Annotated in this window: 20 protein-coding genes; 7 read left to right on the plus strand and 13 right to left on the minus strand. The window is 64.2% G+C overall.

The features are described from left to right. The first annotated feature begins 359 nt into the window (after positions 1–359). The 3 genes from AWB66_RS11050 to AWB66_RS11060 all read left to right on the plus strand — a co-directional run bounded on the left by AWB66_RS11050 (position 360) and on the right by AWB66_RS11060 (position 4,333). Entirely contained in the window at positions 360–2,204 is a 1,845-nt protein-coding gene (locus AWB66_RS11050) for a PhoH family protein (protein ID WP_087630342.1), read from the plus strand. Between the two features lie 186 nt (positions 2,205–2,390). After that, positions 2,391–3,464 (plus strand): NlpC/P60 family protein, encoded by a 1,074-nt coding sequence (locus AWB66_RS11055; RefSeq protein WP_087630343.1) that lies wholly within the window; start codon positions 2,391–2,393, stop codon positions 3,462–3,464. 62 nt (positions 3,465–3,526) lie between these two features. After that, on the plus strand, positions 3,527–4,333 hold the full coding sequence (locus AWB66_RS11060) for an SDR family oxidoreductase (RefSeq protein WP_087630344.1): 807 nt from the start codon (positions 3,527–3,529) through the stop codon (positions 4,331–4,333). Positions 4,334–4,368: 35 nt separating this feature from the next. On the opposite strand, the gene AWB66_RS11065 is transcribed toward AWB66_RS11060, so the two are convergent. The 8 genes from AWB66_RS11065 to AWB66_RS11100 all read right to left on the minus strand — a co-directional run bounded on the left by AWB66_RS11065 (position 4,369) and on the right by AWB66_RS11100 (position 10,310). Further along, positions 4,369–5,379 (minus strand): inorganic phosphate transporter, encoded by a 1,011-nt coding sequence (locus AWB66_RS11065; RefSeq protein WP_087630345.1) that lies wholly within the window; start codon positions 5,377–5,379, stop codon positions 4,369–4,371. Between the two features lie 91 nt (positions 5,380–5,470). Continuing rightward, the gene (locus AWB66_RS11070) at positions 5,471–6,097 is read right to left on the minus strand and encodes a DUF47 domain-containing protein (protein ID WP_087630346.1); all 627 of its coding nucleotides are present in this window, start codon (positions 6,095–6,097) and stop codon (positions 5,471–5,473) included. 149 nt (positions 6,098–6,246) lie between these two features. Then, positions 6,247–7,638 (minus strand): replicative DNA helicase, encoded by a 1,392-nt coding sequence (locus AWB66_RS11075; RefSeq protein WP_087630347.1) that lies wholly within the window; start codon positions 7,636–7,638, stop codon positions 6,247–6,249. 121 nt (positions 7,639–7,759) lie between these two features. Then, complete coding sequence (gene rplI / locus AWB66_RS11080) at positions 7,760–8,215, minus strand: 50S ribosomal protein L9 (protein ID WP_087630348.1); 456 nt, start codon at positions 8,213–8,215, stop codon at positions 7,760–7,762. Between the two features lie 28 nt (positions 8,216–8,243). Further along, entirely contained in the window at positions 8,244–8,519 is a 276-nt protein-coding gene (gene rpsR, locus AWB66_RS11085) for a 30S ribosomal protein S18 (RefSeq protein WP_087630349.1), read from the minus strand. Positions 8,520–8,521: 2 nt separating this feature from the next. Next, positions 8,522–8,821 carry a primosomal replication protein N gene (gene priB, locus AWB66_RS11090; protein ID WP_087630350.1) on the minus strand — a complete coding sequence of 100 codons (300 nt, stop codon included), beginning with the start codon at positions 8,819–8,821 and terminating at the stop codon, positions 8,522–8,524. Positions 8,822–8,855: 34 nt separating this feature from the next. After that, on the minus strand, positions 8,856–9,227 hold the full coding sequence (rpsF, locus tag AWB66_RS11095; RefSeq protein ID WP_014191231.1) for a 30S ribosomal protein S6: 372 nt from the start codon (positions 9,225–9,227) through the stop codon (positions 8,856–8,858). 171 nt (positions 9,228–9,398) lie between these two features. Then, the gene (locus AWB66_RS11100; protein ID WP_087630351.1) at positions 9,399–10,310 is read right to left on the minus strand and encodes a LysR family transcriptional regulator; all 912 of its coding nucleotides are present in this window, start codon (positions 10,308–10,310) and stop codon (positions 9,399–9,401) included. Between the two features lie 164 nt (positions 10,311–10,474). Here AWB66_RS11100 and gcl point away from each other — a divergent pair, with 164 nt between their 5' ends. From gcl to lysM, 4 genes are all read left to right on the plus strand, one after another. After that, entirely contained in the window at positions 10,475–12,250 is a 1,776-nt protein-coding gene (gcl, locus tag AWB66_RS11105; RefSeq protein WP_087630352.1) for a glyoxylate carboligase, read from the plus strand. A gap of 75 nt (positions 12,251–12,325) precedes the next feature. After that, positions 12,326–13,138 (plus strand): hydroxypyruvate isomerase, encoded by an 813-nt coding sequence (gene hyi, locus AWB66_RS11110; protein WP_087630353.1) that lies wholly within the window; start codon positions 12,326–12,328, stop codon positions 13,136–13,138. Positions 13,139–13,160: 22 nt separating this feature from the next. Next, positions 13,161–14,069 carry a 2-hydroxy-3-oxopropionate reductase gene (locus AWB66_RS11115; protein WP_087630354.1) on the plus strand — a complete coding sequence of 303 codons (909 nt, stop codon included), beginning with the start codon at positions 13,161–13,163 and terminating at the stop codon, positions 14,067–14,069. Between the two features lie 361 nt (positions 14,070–14,430). Further along, on the plus strand, positions 14,431–14,925 hold the full coding sequence (gene lysM / locus AWB66_RS11120; protein ID WP_087630355.1) for a peptidoglycan-binding protein LysM: 495 nt from the start codon (positions 14,431–14,433) through the stop codon (positions 14,923–14,925). Positions 14,926–14,984: 59 nt separating this feature from the next. Here the strand turns inward: lysM and AWB66_RS11125 are convergent, their stop codons facing one another. The 5 genes from AWB66_RS11125 to cysT are packed head-to-tail and all read right to left on the minus strand — an operon-like array spanning position 14,985 to position 19,864. Further along, entirely contained in the window at positions 14,985–15,992 is a 1,008-nt protein-coding gene (locus tag AWB66_RS11125) for an asparaginase (protein ID WP_087630356.1), read from the minus strand. Between the two features lie 30 nt (positions 15,993–16,022). After that, positions 16,023–16,949, minus strand: a complete 927-nt coding sequence (locus AWB66_RS11130; protein ID WP_087630357.1) for a CysB family HTH-type transcriptional regulator — start codon at positions 16,947–16,949, stop codon at positions 16,023–16,025. 21 nt (positions 16,950–16,970) lie between these two features. Further along, positions 16,971–18,029 (minus strand): sulfate/molybdate ABC transporter ATP-binding protein, encoded by a 1,059-nt coding sequence (locus AWB66_RS11135; RefSeq protein ID WP_087630358.1) that lies wholly within the window; start codon positions 18,027–18,029, stop codon positions 16,971–16,973. A gap of 15 nt (positions 18,030–18,044) precedes the next feature. Further along, the gene (cysW, locus tag AWB66_RS11140) at positions 18,045–18,977 is read right to left on the minus strand and encodes a sulfate ABC transporter permease subunit CysW (protein ID WP_200818969.1); all 933 of its coding nucleotides are present in this window, start codon (positions 18,975–18,977) and stop codon (positions 18,045–18,047) included. Continuing rightward, positions 18,974–19,864, minus strand: a complete 891-nt coding sequence (gene cysT / locus AWB66_RS11145; protein ID WP_087630489.1) for a sulfate ABC transporter permease subunit CysT — start codon at positions 19,862–19,864, stop codon at positions 18,974–18,976. Before cysT ends, cysW begins: the two co-directional genes overlap by 4 nt. Positions 19,865–19,867: the final 3 nt, after the last annotated feature.

Genomic DNA, 19,867 nt, shown 5'->3' on the forward strand with positions numbered 1-19,867 from the left:
CCCATTCCTCCTGCCGTAGCGCCCGCCACCACGCGCCTTTCAGCGCGGTCGGCATGGACCCGGGCTACGTGGCGAAGGACAGCGTGAGGCGCCTCTTGACCGATGTCGAGCCGCTGTTTCCCATCAACGGGACGGCGGCTTTTTTGTTTGCGTCGCGAATACGCCACGCCTTGGGCGCCCGGCTTGCGACGTCAGTTTCTCAAGCAACCTCCAAGGAGCCGATCGAAACCTAGGCGAACCGGCGTTTTCGACAACGAAGCGCGTCTCCGGGCGCAAACTGCACGATCCGTACTACGGCTTACCAGCAGGATGCGACAGGCGGCGCACGATACACGACCCGATTCCTTTCGAGGGAAACCATGCCTTTGCCTACCGCCCCCGCCAAGCTCGGCAACCTCCTGCCGTCTGAAGAATACAAAGCCAAAGCCCGGCCTGCGAAACAGTCGAAGAAGCAGGAAGGCGATGAACCCGAGGCCGCCGAGTACGGCTCGGCCGCCGTCGGCAGCACCCGGCCCGCCGCGAACGCAGCAAGCGCGCTGCACGCCGTCGCGAGCGACACGATCGCGCGCGCCAAGGGCGCGCCCGCCGCGGACAAAGCAGAAACACCTGCGCCCGCCGCGCGCAGCCGCCGCTCGAAACAGACCGCTGCGCTCTTGCAGCCGGTGCCGGCACCGAGCGTCGATGAAGACGAAGTCGTCAAGCCCGTCGCGCGCGAAGCTCGCGGCGAGACCTCCGCGCCGGCCGCGCCCGCAGCGGCAGCAGAGCCGCGCGCGCAGAACAAGCGCCGTCAGCGCGGCCAGGCGGACGTGGAGATGCGCAAGCTCTTCGTGCTCGACACCAACGTGCTGATGCACGATCCGAGTTCGCTCTTCCGCTTCGAGGAACACGACGTCTATCTGCCGATGATGACGCTCGAGGAACTCGACAATCACAAGAAGGGCATGTCCGAAGTCGCGCGCAATGCGCGTCAGGTGAGCCGCACGCTGGACGCGCTCGTCGCGCATGTCGGCGAGATGTCGGCGGGACTGCCGCTCTCCTCGCAAGGCAATCGCGATGCGCTCGGCCGCCTCTACTTCCAGACGACGCTCACGCATATCGAGCCGGTCGAAGGGCTGCCCGTCGGCAAGGCGGACAACCAGATCCTCGGCGTCGTGCGCGCGTTGCAGAAGGAGCGCGAGGACCGTCAGGTCGTGCTGGTGTCGAAGGACATCAACATGCGCATCAAGGCGCATGCGCTCGGCTTGCCCGCCGAGGATTATTTCAACGACCAGGTTCTCGAAGACAAGGACCTGCTCTACTCCGGGGTGCGGGCGCTGCCCCAGGATTTCTGGACCAAGCACGCGAAAGGCATGGAAAGCTGGCAGGACACCAAGACCGGCACGACGTATTACCGCGTGACGGGGCCGCTTTGCGCGTCGATGCTCGTCAACGAGTTTGTTTATCTGGAGCCGCAGAACGGCGAGCCGTCGTTCCATGCGGTCGTGCGCGAACTCAACGGCAAGACGGCGCTCCTGCAGACGCTGCGCGACTACGGCCATCACAAGAACAATGTGTGGGGCATCACGGCGCGCAATCGCGAGCAGAACTTCGCGCTGAACCTGTTGATGAACCCGGAAGTCGATTTCGTCACGCTGCTCGGGCAGGCGGGCACCGGCAAGACGCTGATGGCGCTCGCCGCGGGCTTGGCTCAAGTGCTCGACGACAAGCGCTACAACGAGATCATCGTGACGCGCGCGACGGTTCCGGTCGGCGAGGACATCGGTTTTCTACCGGGCACCGAGGAAGAGAAAATGCAGCCGTGGATGGGCGCATTCGACGACAACCTCGAAGTGCTGCAAAAGACCGACGACGCCGCCGGCGAATGGGGCCGCGCCGCCACGCAGGAACTGATCCGCTCGCGCCTGAAGGTGAAGAGCATGAACTTCATGCGCGGCCGGACTTTTGTCGATAAATACGTGATCATCGACGAAGCGCAGAATCTGACACCCAAGCAGATGAAAACGCTCGTCACGCGCGCGGGTCCGGGTACGAAGATCATCTGTCTCGGCAATATCGCGCAGATCGACACGCCTTATCTCACCGAGGGCAGTTCGGGGCTCACTTACGTCGTCGACCGCTTCAAGGGCTGGACGCACAGCGGTCACGTGACACTCGCGCGCGGCGAGCGCTCGCGGCTCGCGGACTACGCTTCCGACATTCTGTAAGCGTCGCGACGCCCATTCGCCTATTCCGAACGGCCCGGCGGATTTCCGCCGGGCCGTTTTTCTTTGCGTTCGTCCGGGACGCGCAACACTTAGCGCGCATTCTTCATGTAAAACATCAGGAAAACTTGCTGGCGCCCCGCGCGGCGGGCTAGTATCGGCAGACTGCTTTGCGCTCGTCCCTCCAAAATGCGTCGAATCTGGTTCCCGTTGCTTATCACGTTGCTGCTCGCCGCCTGTGGCAGCGCGCCGCAGAACGTCTCGCGCAAACCCCCCGCCAGTTCGACCGCCGCCCGCACTTTCCCCACGCCCTCCGGTTTCCCGAATTTCGTCGATCACAGCGTCGGGCGCGAGGAGATTTCGATCCAGGCGATGTCGCTCGTCGGCGTGCCGTACCGCTGGGGCGGCAACACGCCGGAAGCCGGCTTCGATTGCAGCGGACTCGTGCGCTATGTCGTGGACCGGGCGGCGTCGGTGAACCTGCCCCGCACGACCGCCGACATGAGCGGCCGCGGCGAATCGATCGAGCCGGACGAAGTCGCGCCCGGCGACCTGATCTTCTTCAACACGACCGGACGGCCGCATTCGCATGTAGGCATCTATGTCGGCAAGCTGCGATTCGTGAACGCGCCGTCGACGGGCGGCACCGTGCGGCTCGACTACCTGACCAATCCGTACTGGGCGAAGCGTTTCGACGGAATCCGGCGCGTCGCGCCGCCGAAGTCCGCACCGACACCGTTCGACGGGCCGACTTATCTCGCGTCGCCGGGCAATGCCGGGCCTTCGTCGACGGTAGTCAATCGGACGGAGGCGCCGACGCAGGCGCGCGTGGCGAATAGCGCTGCAACCGCGCCCGCGGATCGATTCGAACCGCCCGCGGTAGAGACGCAAGCCCTCACGGCAAGCGCCGCCGTCGCCCCGCGCGCGCAGTCGCAAAGTGCGAGCGCCGCCGATCAGTTCGAGCCGCCGCCATCGGCACTCGCGGCAGCGCAGCGACAGGCGCGGGCCGCCGGCGCGGTATCGCCCGCGGCCGTGGCGGCATCGAGCGCGCCCGACCCGATCGCGGCAGCCGCCGACGCGTTCGAACCCCCGCCGCCCAACGCGCGCCTGGCCGCCCAGCAAGCGCGCGCGGTCCAGCAACTGCCCGCCGCCGAACCGCCCGCTCGCGTGATGCGCGCATCGACCGGCACGCTCGCCGCGCCGCGTCCGAGCACGCCTCCCGTCGACGATCCCATCGCCCGCTTCGCCACGGGCAGCGAGTAACCCTTGTCCGCGCGTCTCTGCTATCGTGTTCGATTATCTCGGCTAGATAGGAGCGCAACGTCATGGACCTGGGACTCGCCGGCAAGGTCGTCCTGATTACGGGCGGCAGCAAGGGAATCGGTTTTGCTTGCGCACGCGCATTCGCGAACGAAGGCGCCAAAGTCGCGATCGTATCGCGCGATGCGGCCAACCTCGCCCGCGCCCGCGAGCAACTCGCCAACGCGGGCCATCACGTGCATCTCGCCCGCGCCGACCTCCGCGAGGCGCACAGCGCGCAGGATATCGTCGAGGAAGCAACCGGCGCGCTCGGTCCCATCGACATCCTCATCAACAGCGCGGGCGCCGCGAAACGCTACGACCCCGACACGCTCGATGCCGCCGCGTTCAAGGCGGCCATGGACGCCAAATATTTCTCCTACGTGTATCCGCAGCAGGCCGTGCTGAAGCAGATGGCCGAGCGCGCGCGCGCGAATCCGAAGGCGGAGCCGGGCGTCATCGTCAATATCATCGGGATGGGCGGCAAGATCGCAAGCGACATCCATATCGCGGGCGGCGCGGCAAACGCGGCGCTGATGCTCGCGACGGTCGGCCTCGCGCACCATTACGCAAAGCTCGGCATCCGCATCAACGCGATCAACCCGGGCGCGACGCTGACCGAACGCGTCGAGGAAGCGCTCGCGCTCGAGGCGCAGCAACAGGGGATCACGCGCGACGAGGCGCTCGCGCGCAGCCAGGCGAACGTGCCGCTCGGGCGCTATGCGAAACCGGAGGAAATCGCCGACGTCGCGCTGTTTCTGGCGAGCCGCCGCGCGAGTTACGTATCGGGCGCGATCATTCCGATGGACGGCGTTTCCGCGCCGCTCATCTGAGCGGCGCAGGCGCTTGCGTCAAAGGTACGAAGCCGTCAAAGGAAGTGGTGGCCGAACCACCAGCCGGCGGCCGCGAGCGCGGCCGAAGCCGGAATCGTCAGAATCCAGGCCCACACGATGTTGCCCGCGACGCCCCAGCGCACCGCGCTGAACTTCTGCGTCGCGCCGACACCGACGATCGCGCCGGTGATCGTGTGTGTCGTCGATACCGGAATGCCGAGAACGGAGGCGACGAACAGCGTGATCGCCCCGCCCGTTTCCGCGCAGAAGCCGCCGACGGGCTTGAGCTTCGTGATCTTCTGGCCCATCGTACGCACGATTCGCCAGCCGCCGAAGAGCGTGCCGAGTCCCATTGACAGATAGCATCCGGCGATCACCCAGACGGGCGGCGCCTCCGAACTCGCCGACGCGTAGCCGGTTGCGATCAGCAGCATCCAGATGATGCCGATGGTTTTCTGCGCGTCGTTGCCGCCGTGGCCGAGCGAATACAGACCCGCCGAGACGAGTTGCAGGCGCCGGAATCGCCGGTCGACGCGCGACGGTGGCGTGCGGAAATACATCCACGACACGAGCAGCATGAAGAACGAGCCGAGCACGAAGCCGAGCAGCGGCGAGATGAAGATGAACGAGACGGTTTTCAACAGGCCATCGACGTTGAGCGAACTCCAGCCCGATTTCGCCAGCGCCGCGCCGACAAGACCGCCGATCAGCGCATGCGACGAACTGGACGGAATGCCGTAATGCCAGGTGACGATGTTCCAGCCGATCGCGCCGACGAGCGCGCCGAAGATCACGTAGTGGTCGACGATATTGGGGTCGATCGTGCCCTTTCCGACCGTGGCCGCCACCTTCAGGTGGAAGATGAAATAAGCGATGACATTGAATGCGGCGGCGAATGCGACCGCCTGTTGCGGCTTGAGCACGCCGGTCGAGACGACCGTCGCGATGGAGTTGGCGGCGTCGTGGAAGCCGTTCATGAAGTCGAACACGAGTGCGACGAGAACGAGCGTGGCGACTGCCCAGATTGCGAGTTGAATCGAATGCATCGGTGGTGGTTGTTTAACCCGTTTTTTTGACGCTGTTTGCGGCGGTTTGCGGCCCGTGCCGCTCATGGCGGCCGGGGCGCTGATTCCGGCTTCAGGCGTTTTCCAGCACGATGCCTTCGATGATGTTCGCGACGTCTTCGCACTTGTCGGTGATCGTCTCGAGCAGCTCGTAGATCGCCTTCAGCTTGATGAGCGTCTTCACGTCGTCTTCCTCGCGGAAGAGCTTCGACATCGCCGAGCGCAGCACGCGATCGGCATCGGATTCGAGGCGGTCGATTTCCTCGGTGATCTTCAGGATTTCGCTCGCCTGCTTCATGTCGGCGAGCAGTTCGACCGCCTTCTGCACGCGGATCGACGTTGCCGTGCAGATGTGCGCGAGCTGGCTCGCTTCCGACGTCACCTGGCGCACGTCGTACAGGAAAATGGCGGTGGCGACGTCTTCCATCAGATCGAGGATGTCGTCCATCGTCGTGATCAGCTTGTGGATCTCGTCGCGATCGAGCGGCGTGATGAACGTCTTGTGCAGCAAGTCGATGGTTTCGTGCGTGAGCTTGTCCGCGCGTTTTTCGTTCGTCTGAACGTTCTGCTTGTGGATCTCCGCGTCGTCGAGGTTGTCGATCAGCAGTTCGAGCTCGCGGCTCGCGTCGACGATGCACTTCGCGTGCGCGTTGAAGATTTCGAAGAATTTGCCCTCGGTGGGCATGAAGCGACCGAACATGAATATCCCGATAGATGGGTCAATACGATGGCTGACGTCAAACCGTCATATTGTACCTTTGCGAGACAGCCGGTGCATCCGCGCCGGCTGCCGCAGTGATGGCGTAAAGGCCGCAGGATGGCGGCCAATTGACGCAACGAGCGGCCGTTTTACTCGCTGCCGTAGAAATTCTGTGCGCCGGCGAAGTTGTCGAACTTGGTGTACTGGCCGTGGAACGTCAGGCGCACCGGCCCGATCGGACCGTTACGCTGCTTGCCGATGATGATTTCCGCCGTGCCCTTGTCCGGAGTGTCCGGATTGTAGACTTCGTCGCGATAGATGAAGAGGATGACGTCCGCGTCCTGCTCGATGGCGCCCGATTCGCGCAGGTCCGACATGATCGGACGCTTGTTCGGCCGCTGTTCGAGACCGCGATTGAGCTGCGAGAGCGCGATGACGGGCACGTCGAGTTCCTTCGCGAGGCTTTTGAGCGAGCGCGAGATTTCCGAGATTTCCGTCGCGCGATTCTCGCCAGCGTGGCCCGAACCGCTCATCAGCTGCAAATAGTCGATGATGATGAGACCGAGCTTGCCGCACTGTCGCGCGAGACGCCGCGCGCGCGAACGCAGTTCCATCGGATTGAGGCCACCGGTTTCGTCGATGAAAAGCTGCGCCTCGCTCATTTTCTGCACCGCGTGCGTGAGCTTCGGCCAGTCTTCGTCGGTGAGACGCCCGGTACGCATGCGGTGCTGGTCCAGGCGCCCGACCGAGCCGAGCATACGCATCGTCAACTGCGTGCCCGGCATTTCCATCGAGAACACCGCGACCGGCAGCCCGTACTCGACGGCCACGTATTCGCCGATGTTCATCGAAAACGCGGTCTTGCCCATCGAAGGCCGGCCCGCCACGATGATCAGTTCGCCGCCGTGCATGCCCGAGGTCATCCGGTCGAGGTCGACGAAGCCCGTCGGCGTGCCAGTGACGTCGCTCGGATTGGCCGTGTGATACAGCGTGTCGATGCGCTCGACGACCTGCGTCAGGAGCGGCCCGATTTCGAGGAAGCCCTGCGTGCCGCGCGCGCCGTCCTCGGCGATCGAGAACACTTTCGCCTCGGCTTCGTCGAGCAACTGGCGCACTTCCTTGCCTTGCGGATTGAAGGCGTCGGCGGAGATTTCGTCGGCCACCGATACGAGCCGCCGCAACACGGCACGGTCGCGCACGATCTCGGCGTAGCGTCGGATGTTCGCCGCGCTCGGCGTGTTCTGCGCGAGCGCGTTCAGGTACGCGAGGCCGCCCACTTCGTCCGCCTTGCCGGACGACGCGAGCGCTTCGTGCACGGTGATCACGTCGGCGGGACGGGTCGAGGCGATCAGCCGGCCGATGTGCTCATAAATGATCCGATGGTCGTAGCGATAGAAATCGCTATGCGACATGACATCGGCGATGCGGTCCCAGGCGGCGTTGTCCAGCAGGAGGCCACCGATCACGGACTGTTCGGCTTCGATCGAATGCGGCGGGACCTTCAGCGCATCGAGTTGCGGATCTTTCGACGGAGCGTTCATGGGGTGGAATTATCGGTGAAATGGCCGGCTGCGGCCAACAAAAAAGGCAGGAACCGCGCGCGGTTCCTGCCCTTCTTTTCCTGCTATTCGCGACGAGCGCCAGTGCTGGCGCTCGCGGCTTTTAGGCGTGCTCGCCCAGCACCGACACCGTGACGTCGACGACGACGTCCGTGTGCAGCGCGACTTGCACCGCGTGGTCGCCGACCAGCTTCAGCGGGCCTTCCGGCATGCGAACCTGCGCCTTTTCGACTTCAGCGAAACCTTGCTTCTTCAGCGCGTCGGCGATGTCCGCGTTCGTGACCGAACCGAACAGACGGCCGTCGACACCCGCCTTTTGCGAGATCTGCACGGTCGAGCCGTTCAGCTTTTCGCCTTGCGTTTGCGCGGCGGCCAGCTTCTCAGCGGCGACCTTTTCCAGCTCGGCGCGGCGGACTTCGAATTCGGCGATAGCGTCCTTCGTTGCGCGGCGGGCCTTCTTGCCCGGGATCAGGAAGTTACGTGCGTAACCGTCCTTGACCTTGACGATGTCGCCCAGGTTGCCCAGGTTGACGACTTTTTCCAAAAGAATGATTTGCATTTGGCTTGTTCCTTTTTACGTCGTCCGATTAGGCCTTGTGCAGGTCGGTGTACGGCAGGAGCGCGAGGAAACGCGCACGCTTGATGGCCGTGTCGAGCTGACGCTGATAGTGAGCCTTCGTACCCGTCAGGCGTGCCGGCGTGATCTTGCCGTTTTCGCCGATGAAGTCCTTCAGCGTTTCCGTGTCCTTGTAGTCGATGTGATCGACGTTGGCGGCCGTGAAACGGCAGAACTTCTTGCGCTTGAAGAGCGGGTTTTGTTGCTGACGACGCTTGTCGAATTTCTTACCAGTCGGGCGGGGCATGTTCAGTCCTTTCCAATGTCCTGCAATTCTGTGATGTGAAACACCAGGGTTCGTGCGTCGCGGCTCTTTTTTGCCAGAAAGCCGGTGAAGCGCGTTTGCACGCCCATCTGACAGCTTTCCAGCTTGCCGCTCACCTCACCGGCGGCTACCGCCGGCATCGTCAGTTCGATCTGGCGGACAATGCCCGCTTCGACGACTTCCGTTTGGTGATGCAACGTGCAGCTCGCTATCGGTACGCCGGCGGGTGTGTACCGCACCGGTTCGCGTTCCACGACGCTCGCTGTCAGTTGCAACTGGTTCACTTAAATCCTGGTGGCTGACGAATCTGAATTCGTCTTAAGCCTGCGCTTCGGACGGCTGCGAGGCCGCCTTCTTGGCTTCTTCGCGCTGCACTTCCTTCATCATCGGCGACGGGCCGGTTTCGGCCTTCTTCATCTTGACGATCAGGTGGCGCAGGACGGCGTCGTTGAACTTGAACGCGTGTTCGAGTTCTTCGAGCGTTGCCTGGTCGCACTCGATGTTCATGCAGACGTAGTGAGCCTTCGCGAGTTTCTCGATCATGTAGGCCAGTTGGCGACGGCCCCAGTCTTCGATACGGTGGATCTGACCACCGTGCGAGGTGATCGTGCCCTTGTAGCGCTCGATCATGGCGGGCACTTGCTCGCTCTGATCGGGGTGCACGATAAATACGATTTCGTAATGACGCATATTCACTCCTTGTGCTGACTTGTGGATTAAAGCCACCCGGGCGTCGGACCGGTGCGGCAAGTGAGAAGCCCAAGAGTGTAACCGGCGGCGGCCTCGCGTGCAAGCTCGAACGCCATTTTGCGATTTACTTCTGCTTTCTTTTCAAGCATTTAGCGAGGACGCGAGCGAGATTCACGGTGCGCGGCTCCAGTAATCCGCCTGCGAGTAGATTTCCTTAAGATAATCAATGAAGTAGCGCACTTTCGCGGGCACGTAGCGCTGCTGCGGATAGACCGCGAGGATGTCGTAATCGGGCAGCGCGTATTCGTCGAGGACGGTTTCCAGCTCGCCCGCCGCGAGTTGACGCTGGATTTCCCACGTCGAACGCCAGCCGAGCCCGAGACCCTCGGACATCCACCGGTGCAACAATTCGCCGTCGTTGCAGTCGAGATTGCCCGACACCCGCACGGTCGCGAGCTTGCCGTTGCGCCGGAAATACCAGCCGCGGTTCTGTCCGCCCTGCAGGTTGAACGCGAGACAGTTATGCCCGGGCAGGTCGTCGAGCGATTTCGGCTTGCCGTGCTTCTTGAAGTAAGCCGGCGTGCCGCACACCATGCGCCGGTTGTTCGCGAGCTTCACCGCGACGAAGTTCGGATCGACCGCTCCCCCGATGCGAATCGACAGGTCGTAGCCCTCGCGCACCAGGTCGACCACGCGGTCGGTCAGATTGAACGACATCTGCAATTCGGGCTTGTCGGCGATGAACGCCGGCGCGTGCGGCGCGACGTGCATCCGCCCGAACGCAGCCGGCGCCGACACGATCAGATGCCCGTTCACTGCGCGCCGGCCCGCCGCGAGTTCGTTTTCCGCCTGATCCCATTCCGTCAGCAGATGGCGGCAGCGGTCGAGAAACGCGGCGCCGTCCTCGCTCACGACGAGCCGCCGCGTCGAGCGGTACATCAGCTTGACGCCGAGGCGCTTTTCAAGCGCGTCGATGCGCCGTCCGAGAATCACCGGCGACACGCCCTCCTCCAGCGCCGCCGCCGCGAGGCTGCCCGCCTCCGCGACGCGCACAAAGGTTTCTATCTGCTTGAAGCGGTCCATCGTTCGTCTCCTGAAACGCCGGTCAGCGCGATTCCATACTTTTTGTTTCGAAGAAAGCGACCTGAGCTGATCTTATCAAACCTTTCGTGCAGGCCTACAGTTCATCTCAACCCTGCCCAACCGCAGTCAGAAACAATCGGAAGAAATTAAGGAAGGAGACAACCATGGCCAAGATGAGAGCCGTCGACGCAGCCGTCCTCGTGCTGGAGAAAGAAGGCATCGACACCGCGTTCGGGGTGCCGGGCGCTGCGATCAACCCGTTCTACTCGGCGCTGCGCAAAGCCGGCAGCATCAGCCATGTGCTGGCTCGTCACGTCGAAGGCGCCTCGCACATGGCCGAAGGCTATACGCGCGCCGCGCCGGGCAACATCGGCGTGTGTATCGGCACGTCGGGCCCGGCGGGCACCGACATGATCACCGGCCTCTATTCCGCGCAAGCCGACTCGATCCCGATCCTCGCGATCACCGGCCAGGCGCCGCGCGCGCGTCTCTATAAGGAAGACTTCCAGGCCGTCGACATCGAATCGATCGCGAAGCCGGTCACGAAATGGGCCGTCACCGTGCGCGAGCCGGCGCTCGTGCCGCGCGTGTTCCAGCAGGCGTTCCACCTGATGCGCTCGGGCCGTCCGGGTCCGGTGCTGGTCGACTTGCCGATCGACGTGCAGATGGGCGAGATCGAATTCGACATCGACACCTACGAGCCGCTGCCGGTCTACAAGCCGAAGGCGACGCGCGCGCAGGTCGAAAAAGCGCTGACGATGCTCAACGACGCCGACAAGCCGCTGATCGTCTCGGGCGGCGGCGTGCTCAACGCGGCGGCCGAAGACCTGCTCGTGGAATTCGCGGAAACGCTCGGCGTGCCGGTGATCCCGACACTGATGTCGTGGGGCGCGATCCCCGACGATCACCCGCTGATGGCCGGCATGTGCGGTCTGCAGACGTCGCACCGCTACGGCAACGCGACGATGCTCGCCTCCGACTTCGTGCTCGGCATCGGCAACCGCTGGGCGAACCGTCACACGGGCAGCGTCGAGGTGTACACGAAGGGCCGCAAGTTCGTGCACGTCGATATCGAACCGACGCAGATCGGCCGCGTGTTCGGCCCGGACCTCGGCATCGTGTCGGATGCGAAATTCGCGCTCGAACTCTTCGTCGAAGTGGCGAAGGAATGGAAGGCCGCGGGCAAGCTGAAAGATCGCGGCGAGTGGGTGCGCGATTGCCAGGAGCGCAAGAGCACGATGCTGCGCAAGACGCACTTCGAAAACGTGCCGATGAAGCCGCAGCGCGTCTACGAAGAAATGAACCAGGCGTTCGGCCGCGACACGTGCTTCGTCACGACGATCGGTCTTTCGCAGATCGCCGGCGCCCAGTTCCTGCACGTGTTCAAGGCGCGCAACTGGATCAACTGCGGCCAGGCCGGCCCGCTCGGCTGGACGATTCCGGCGGCGCTCGGCGTGCGTGCCGCCGATCCGCAGCGTCCGATCGTCGCGCTCTCGGGCGATTACGACTTCCAGTTCATGATCGAGGAACTGGCCGTGGGCGCGCAGTTCAAGCTGCCGTACATCCACGTCGTGGTGAACAACTCGTATCTCGGGCTGATCCGTCAGGCGCAGCGCGGCTTCGAGATGGACTACTGCGTGCAGCTCGCGTTCGACAACATCAACGCGCCTGAACTCGACGGCTACGGGGTCGATCACGTCGCGGTGGCCGAAGGTCTCGGCTGCAAGGCGATCCGCGTGTTCAAGCCGGAAGACATCGCCCCGGCGCTCAAGCAGGCGCAGGCGCTGATGAACGAACATCAGGTGCCGGTCGTGGTCGAGATGATCCTCGAGCGCGTGACCAATATCTCGATGGGCACCGAGATCGACGCGATCAACGAGTTCGAGGAACTCGCCGAGAAGAAGGAAGACGCGCCGACGGCGATCACGCCGCTCGACTGAAGACCGAAGCACGCGCCGGCGCCGTTCCACGCGCCGGCTGCATCGACCACTGACCGACCATCAGGAAGACAAGACATGCCGAAATTCGCTGCGAACCTGACCATGCTGTTCAACGAAGTCCCGTTCCTCGACCGCTTCGCAGCGGCGGCGCGAGCGGGCTTCGAAGCGGTCGAGTTCCTGTTCCCGTATCCGTATTCGATCGGCGACCTGCAAAGCCGTCTTGCCGACAACAGGCTGAAGCTCGTGCTGCACAACCTGCCCGCGGGCAACTGGGAAGCCGGCGAGCGCGGCATCGCGTGCCTGCCGGACCGCGTGGCGGAGTTCCGCGAGGGTGTCGGGCGCGCGATCGAGTATGCGAAGGCGCTGAAGGTGCCGCAACTGAACTGCCTGGTCGGCATTCCGAGCGCAGGTGTGAGCCGCGAACAGGCGCGCGCGACGATCATCGAGAACCTCGGGTTCGCCGCCTCGGCGCTTAAGCAGGAAGGCATCCGCCTACTCGTCGAGCCGTGCAATGCCTACGACATCCCCGGCTTCGCGCTGAACCGCTCGGCCGAAGGACTCGACGTGATCCGCGCGGTCGGTTCGGACAATCTGTTCCTGCAATACGACATCTATCACATGCAGCGCATGGAAGGCGAACTCGCCGCGACGATCAGAAAGAACCTGCCGTCGATCGCGCATGTCCAGCTCGCCGACAACCCCGGCCGCAACGAGCCGGGCACGGGCGAGATCAACTACGCGTTCCTCTTCGCCCTGCTCGACGAAATCGGCTACGACGGCTGGATCGGCTGCGAATACAAGCCGCGAACGAGCACCACCGAAGGCCTTGGCTGGCTTCAGGACCTCGCGGGCTGGCCCGCATCAGGCGACGCGCGCGCTGCTGCTTAAGACATCACGGAGATATTGAAGAATGGCAACAATCGGATTCATCGGACTCGGCATCATGGGCGCGCACATGGCGCGCAACCTTCTGAAGGGCGGGCACAAGCTGGTCGTGAACGGCAAGTTCCCGGTGCCGGACGACATCCGCGCGCAAACGAGCGTGGTGCCCGATTCGACCGCCGTCGCGCTGACGAGCGACATCGTCATCACGATGGTGCCGGACACGCCCGACGTCGCGGCGGTCCTGTTCAACGACGACGGCGTCGCGAAGGGTCTCTCGAAGGGCAAGCTCGTGATCGACATGAGCTCGATCTCGCCGCTCGACACGCAGGAGTTCGCGAAGAAGATCAATGCGCTCGGCTGCGACTACCTGGATGCGCCGGTATCGGGCGGCGAACTCGGCGCGCGCGAAGCCACGCTCACGATCATGGTGGGCGGCCCGCAGCGTTCGTTCGACCTCGTCAAGCCGCTTTTCGACCTGATGGGCAAGAACGTTTCGCTGATCGGCGACAACGGCGCGGGCCAGACCTGCAAGGTCGCGAACCAGATCATCGTGGCGCTGAACATCGAGGCGGTGGCCGAGGCGCTGCTCTTCGCGTCGCGCTCGGGCGCCGATCCGGAGCGCGTGCGCCGTGCGCTCATGGGCGGGTTCGCGTCGTCGCGCATTCTCGAAGTGCACGGCGAGCGCATGACCAAGCGCACGTTCAACCCGGGCTTCCGGATCGAACTGCACCAGAAGGACCTGAATCTCGCCCTCGATGGTGCGCGCAAGATGGGCCTCGCGCTGCCGCACACCGCGAGCGCGCAGCAATTGTTCAGCGTATGCGCATCGAATGGCGGCAAGGCGTGGGACCACTCCGCCATGGTCCGTGCGCTCGAAATCATGTCGAATCATAAGGTGGCCGAAGAGCCGGCGGAAGCCGCGAAGGCCGCCTGACCGTGGGGCGTCCCGCGTATGGGCACGCGGGACAACTGCCGCTCTGGGCTGAGAGCGGCAAGTGGGGTCCGAGAGCGGCACCCGGCGGCGCCGGGGAAGCCTTGGTCGGTCAGACGGTTTCGTCGGGTGTCCGCGTCGGATTCTTTGCTTCTACTGATCAGTATTGACCGGGCTGGTCCGGACGTTGCATGAGGTGCATGTCAAGCGCATGTCACCTTTCGCAGCGGCCGGTCCGGCCTTTTTCGTTTTCGCTCTTTCCGTCGACGATTCTCAGAACTATCTGGTGGCACGCGCGACTAATTTGCCTAGACTTCGCGAGCGGTCCAACTGTGGTTCATGTCGTCACTTAAGGAGTTGAACAATGGGTATTCTCAGTTTTATCAAGGATGCAGGCGAAAAGCTGTTCGGGGCGGTGTCCACGCCGGCTGCGGCGGCGCCCGCGGCCGCTCCCGTCGATGTCGCGGCGCTCAATCAGAAGGCCGGCGACGCCATCGCCGCCTACATCCGCTCGCAGGGCCTGAACGCCGACAACCTGCAGGTCGCGTACGACGGCGCGTCGCATACGGTGACGGTATCGGGCGAAGCGGCCGACCAGGCGACCAAGGAGAAGATCCTGGTCGCGGCGGGCAACGTGCAGCACGTCGACAAGGTCGACGACAAACTGACGGTGCCGAATCCGGCGCCCGAATCGCAGTTCCATACGGTGGTGTCGGGCGACAACCTGTGGAAGATCGCAGAGAAGTACTATGGCAACGGCGCGAAGAACGATCTGATCTTCGAGGCGAACAAGCCGATGCTGAAGAGCCCGGACAAGATTTACCCGGGACAGGTACTGCGCATTCCCGCCGCTGCCTGAAAGCGCATTCCGGTGAAAAAACGCGAACCTCGGTTCGCGTTTTTTTTCGTCCATGCGTGTCAGTAGGTATCGAATATCTGCTGAATCGCGCCGGGATCGGTGATGCCGGCTGCGAGCGCGAGCATCAGCAGCACGCGCGCCTTGTATGGATTGAGCGTGCCGGCGCTCACGGAGCCGAGCGAATCGTCGGAGGCCGCGCCGTTGCGCATCACGTGCCCCGACCCGACGCGCGACGAGCGCACCACCGCGACGCCCTTTTTCGTCGCATCCGCGAGCGCCTGATGCAGGCTCGCGTGGATCGAGCCGTTGCCCGTTCCCGCGATCACGAGTCCCTTGACGCCCGTCGCGACGAATGCGTCGATCGCCGCACGCGACGCGCCCGCGTAGCTCGCGACGATCTCGACGGCGGGAAGCGCGTTGCGTAGATCGAATTGACTTTGCGAGGTATGACGGCGCAACGCCTTCCGCTGAAACTCGACGCGCCCGTCCTGCACCCAGCCGAGCGCGCCGATTTCAGGCGAGCGGAACGCATCGACGGCGTAGGTGCTCGTCTTCGTGACGTCGCGCGCGCAATGGATCTGGTTGTTGAACGCGACGAGCACGCCCTGCTTCGCGGCGCTCGCGTGCGCGGCGACCGTCACGGCGTTGAGCAAGTTCAGCGGACCGTCGGCGGAGAGCGCGCTCGACGGGCGCATCGCGGCGGTCAGTACGACGGGCTTGTCGCTTTTGACCGTGAGATGCAGCAGGTAGGCCGTTTCTTCGAGCGTATCCGTGCCATGCGTGATGACGACGCCGTCGATATGATCGGTGACGAGCAGTTCGTTGATGCGCGCCGCGAGCGTCACCCACAGGGCGATGCTCATGTCCTTGCTGTCGATGCTCGCCACCTGCTCCGCGTGGATGCGCGCGACTTGCGAGAGCGCGGGAACGGCTTCCAGCAGTTTGTCGACGCCGACGACGCCCGCCTTGTAGCCCGCGGTTTTCGACGCATCGCCGGCCTGCCCCGCGATGGTGCCGCCGGTGGCAAGAACCGCGATCCGCGGTAAGGATTCGTTTGGGGTGTTCATGGCGCGATTTTACACAGGCGCCACCGGCTTTCAGGCCACTTCCCGCAACTGGCTCGCGATCTCCGCTTCGTCGAGTTGCGGCGCAAACATTTCGATCAGCCGATACGCATACGCGCGCAGAAAAGCGCCCTTCCTCAATCCGACGCGCGTCGTGCTGGCCTCGAACAGATGCTGTGTATCGAGCGCGACGAGTTCGGTATCGCGCTTCGCGTCGTAGGCCATCGCCGCCACGATGCCGATGCCCATCCCGAGTTCCACATACGTCTTGATCACGTCGGCGTCGATGGCGGTCAGCACGACGTCGGGCATCGCGCCCGCCTTGGCGAACGCCTGATCGACGTGCGAGCGGCCGGTGAAGTCGTTGTCGTAAGTGACGATCGGGTATTCCGCAATCTCCTCCAGCGTGATGTTCTCGCGCCCGACGAGCGGATGATCCTTCGGCACCACCACCGTGTGATGCCACGAATAGCACGGAAACGTGATGATGTCGGGATAGCGGTCGAGCGCCTCGGTCGAGATGCCGATGTCCGCCTCGCCGTTGATGATCATCTGCGCGATCTGTTGCGGGCTGCCCTGGCGCAGCGCGAGATGCACCTTCGGAAAGACCTCGGTGAACTGGCGGATCACCTTCGGCAACGCGTAGCGCGCCTGCGTGTGCGTCGTCGCGACGACGAGATGCCCGTTGTCCTGATCCGCGAACTGGCGCGCGACGCGGCGCAGGTTCTCGGCATCCAGCAGCATCCGCTCGATCAGCTGATGCACGGCCTTGCCCGGCTCGGTGAGCCCCGTCAGCCGCTTGCCGCGCCGGATGAAAATATCGACGCCGAGTTCGTCCTCGAGATCCTTGATCTGCTTCGACACGCCCGACTGCGACGTGTACAGCACATTGGCGACCTCGGTCAGGTTCATGTTCTGGCGCACGGCCTCGCGCACGAAGCGCAGTTGCTGGAAGTTCATGTCAGCCTCTCTTTTTGGATGTCACTGCGCCGGAAACACGCGCAGCACGCGCGGCACGGCCGTCACGCCATCGCCGATATTCAGGTTCAGTTCGCGCCACGTCTCGCGGTCGAGTTCCGCTTCGAGCACGTTGCCCTCGCTGCCTTCCAGCTCGATGCGCACCGAGCCGCCAAGCGTCACGACCCGCCGCACGTCGACGACGATGCCGTCGCGATGGCCCGACTGCGTCGGATAAAGCGTGAGGTCGTGCGGACGCACGTAGGCGAGCGCGGGACCGGCGAAGTTCGCTTCGGCGGCGATCGGCTGGGCGGCGCCCTGCGCGACGAAACCGGCCGCATCGACGTTGCCCTTCAGCCGGTTGGCCGCACCGAGGAACTCGTAGACGAACGACGTCTGCGGATGATCGTAGACGTCCTGCGGGCTGCCGACCTGCTCGACGTGCCCGCGATTCAACACGACGATGCGATCCGCCACTTCGAGCGCCTCTTCCTGATCGTGCGTCACGAAGATCGTCGAGATGTGCAGGTCGTCGTGCAGGCGCCGCAGCCAGCTGCGCAGCTCCTTGCGCACCTTGGCATCGAGCGCGCCGAACGGTTCGTCGAGGAGCAGCACCTTCGGCTCGACCGCGAGCGCGCGCGCAAGCGCGATGCGCTGCCGCTGGCCGCCCGAGAGTTCCGACGGAAAGCGCTCGGCGAGCCAGTCGAGCTGGACGAGCTTGAGCAGTTCATGCACCTTCTCGCGGATCACGGCTTCGGTCGGCCGTTCGCGGCGCGGCTTCACGCGCAGCCCGAACGCGACGTTCTCGAACACCGTCATGTGACGAAAGAGCGCATAGTGCTGGAACACGAAGCCGACCTGGCGCTCGCGCGCGCCGACTTCCGCGACGTCCTCGCCGTGCAGCACAACCTGCCCGGCGTCGGCGTATTCGAGGCCCGCGATCACGCGCAAGAGCGTGGTCTTGCCGCAGCCCGAAGGCCCGAGCAGCGCGACGAGTTCGCCCGCCGGAAAGTCGAGCGTGACGTTGTCGAGCGCGGTGAAGTCGCCGAAGCGCTTTTGCAGATTCCGAACGATGATGCTCATGATGTTCCCGTGCCTTCAGTTCTGGATGGACGTGACAGGCGCCTCGTGCGGCAGGTCCTGCGTCTTCGCGATCGATTGCGACATGCGGCGCTCCGCCAGCAGCTTGAGCGCGAGCGTGACGAGCGCAAGCAGCGCGAGCAGCGACGCCACCGCGAATGCCGCTGAAAAGTTGTATTCGTTGTAGAGGATCTCGACGTGCAGCGGCATGGTGTCGGTCTGTCCGCGGATGTGGCCGGACACCACCGACACCGCGCCGAACTCGCCCATCGCGCGTGCATTGCAGAGAATCACGCCGTAGAGCAGACCCCACTTCACGTTCGGCAGCGTCACACGGCGGAAGATCTGCCAGCCCGATGCGCCGAGCACGTGCGCGGCTTCTTCCTCGTCGTTGCCTTGCGCCTGCATCAGCGGAATCAGCTCGCGCGCGACGAACGGGAACGTGACGAAGATCGTCGCGAGCACGATGCCCGGCACGGCGAAGATGATCTGCACGTCGTGCGCGGCGAGCCACGGGCCGAACCAGCCCTGCGCGCCGAACATCAGCACGTAGATCAAGCCCGAGATGACCGGCGACACCGAGAACGGCAAGTCGATCAGCGTCGTGAGCAGCGCCTTGCCGCGAAACTCGAACTTCGCGATCGCCCACGAGGCGGCGAGCCCGAACACCACGTTCAGCGGCACGGCGATCGCGGCGGTGATGAGCGTGAGCTTGATCGCGGACCACGCGTCCGGGTCCTTCAGCGACTCGAAGTAATAATCGACGCCCTTGCTGAACGCCTGCACGAACACGGCGGCGAGCGGCACGACGAGAAAGAGCGCGAGGAAGACGAGCGCGACCGTCGTGAGCGCGTAGCGCACCGCGCGCGATTCGGTGACGGGATCGAGCTTGTGTTCGACGACACGCGACGGCGCGATGGCCGGCGCCGCTTTCTGGCCCGGCGTGCTCATGGCTTGCTCCCTTCCACGTGCAGCGATCCGGCGATGGCGGGCACCGCGCCCGTCTTGCTGGTGCGGCGCTGGAGGAACCACTGCAGCGTGTTGATGAGGAGCAGCATCAGGAACGAGACGCACAGCATGACGACCGCAAGCGACGTCGCGCCCGCATAGTCGTACTGTTCGAGCTTGGTGATGATGAGGAGCGACGTGATTTCGGACTTCATCGGCACATTGCCCGCGATGAAGATCACCGAGCCGTATTCGCCGAGCGCGCGCGCGAACGCGAGCGCGAAGCCCGTGAGCAGCGCCGGCAGGAGCGACGGCAGCACGACGCGCCTGAACGTGAGCCAGCGCGTCGCGCCCAGGCAGGCGGCCGCTTCTTCCTGCTCGCGCTCGAAGTCTTCGAGCACCGGCTGCACCGTGCGCACGACGAACGGCAGGCCGATGAAGGTCAGCGCGACCAGCACCCCGAGCGGCGTGAACGCGACCTTGATGCCGAGCGGCGCGAGATACTGGCCGATCCAGCCGTTGCCCGCGTAGACGGCGGCAAGCGAAATGCCCGCGACCGACGTCGGCAGCGCGAACGGCAGATCGACGACCGCGTCGACCACGCGCTTGAACGGGAACGTGTAGCGCACGAGCACCCACGCGACCAGAAAACCGAACACCGCGTTGATGAGCGCGCCGCCGAGCGCCGCCGAAAACGTCAGCCGATACGAAGCCAACACGCGCGGCGACGTCACCGCGCGCACGAACTGCGCCCAGTCGAGCGTGGCGGTCTTGGCGAAGGTGGCCGCGAGCGGAATCAGCACCACGAGGCTCAGATAAGCCACCGTGATGCCGAGTGTCAGCCCGAAGCCGGGCAGCGCGCTCGGCTTGCGGAAAGTGAAAGTCGTCATCCT

Source organism: Caballeronia telluris (assembly GCF_001544495.1).
Taxonomy (GTDB): domain Bacteria; phylum Pseudomonadota; class Gammaproteobacteria; order Burkholderiales; family Burkholderiaceae; genus Caballeronia; species Caballeronia telluris.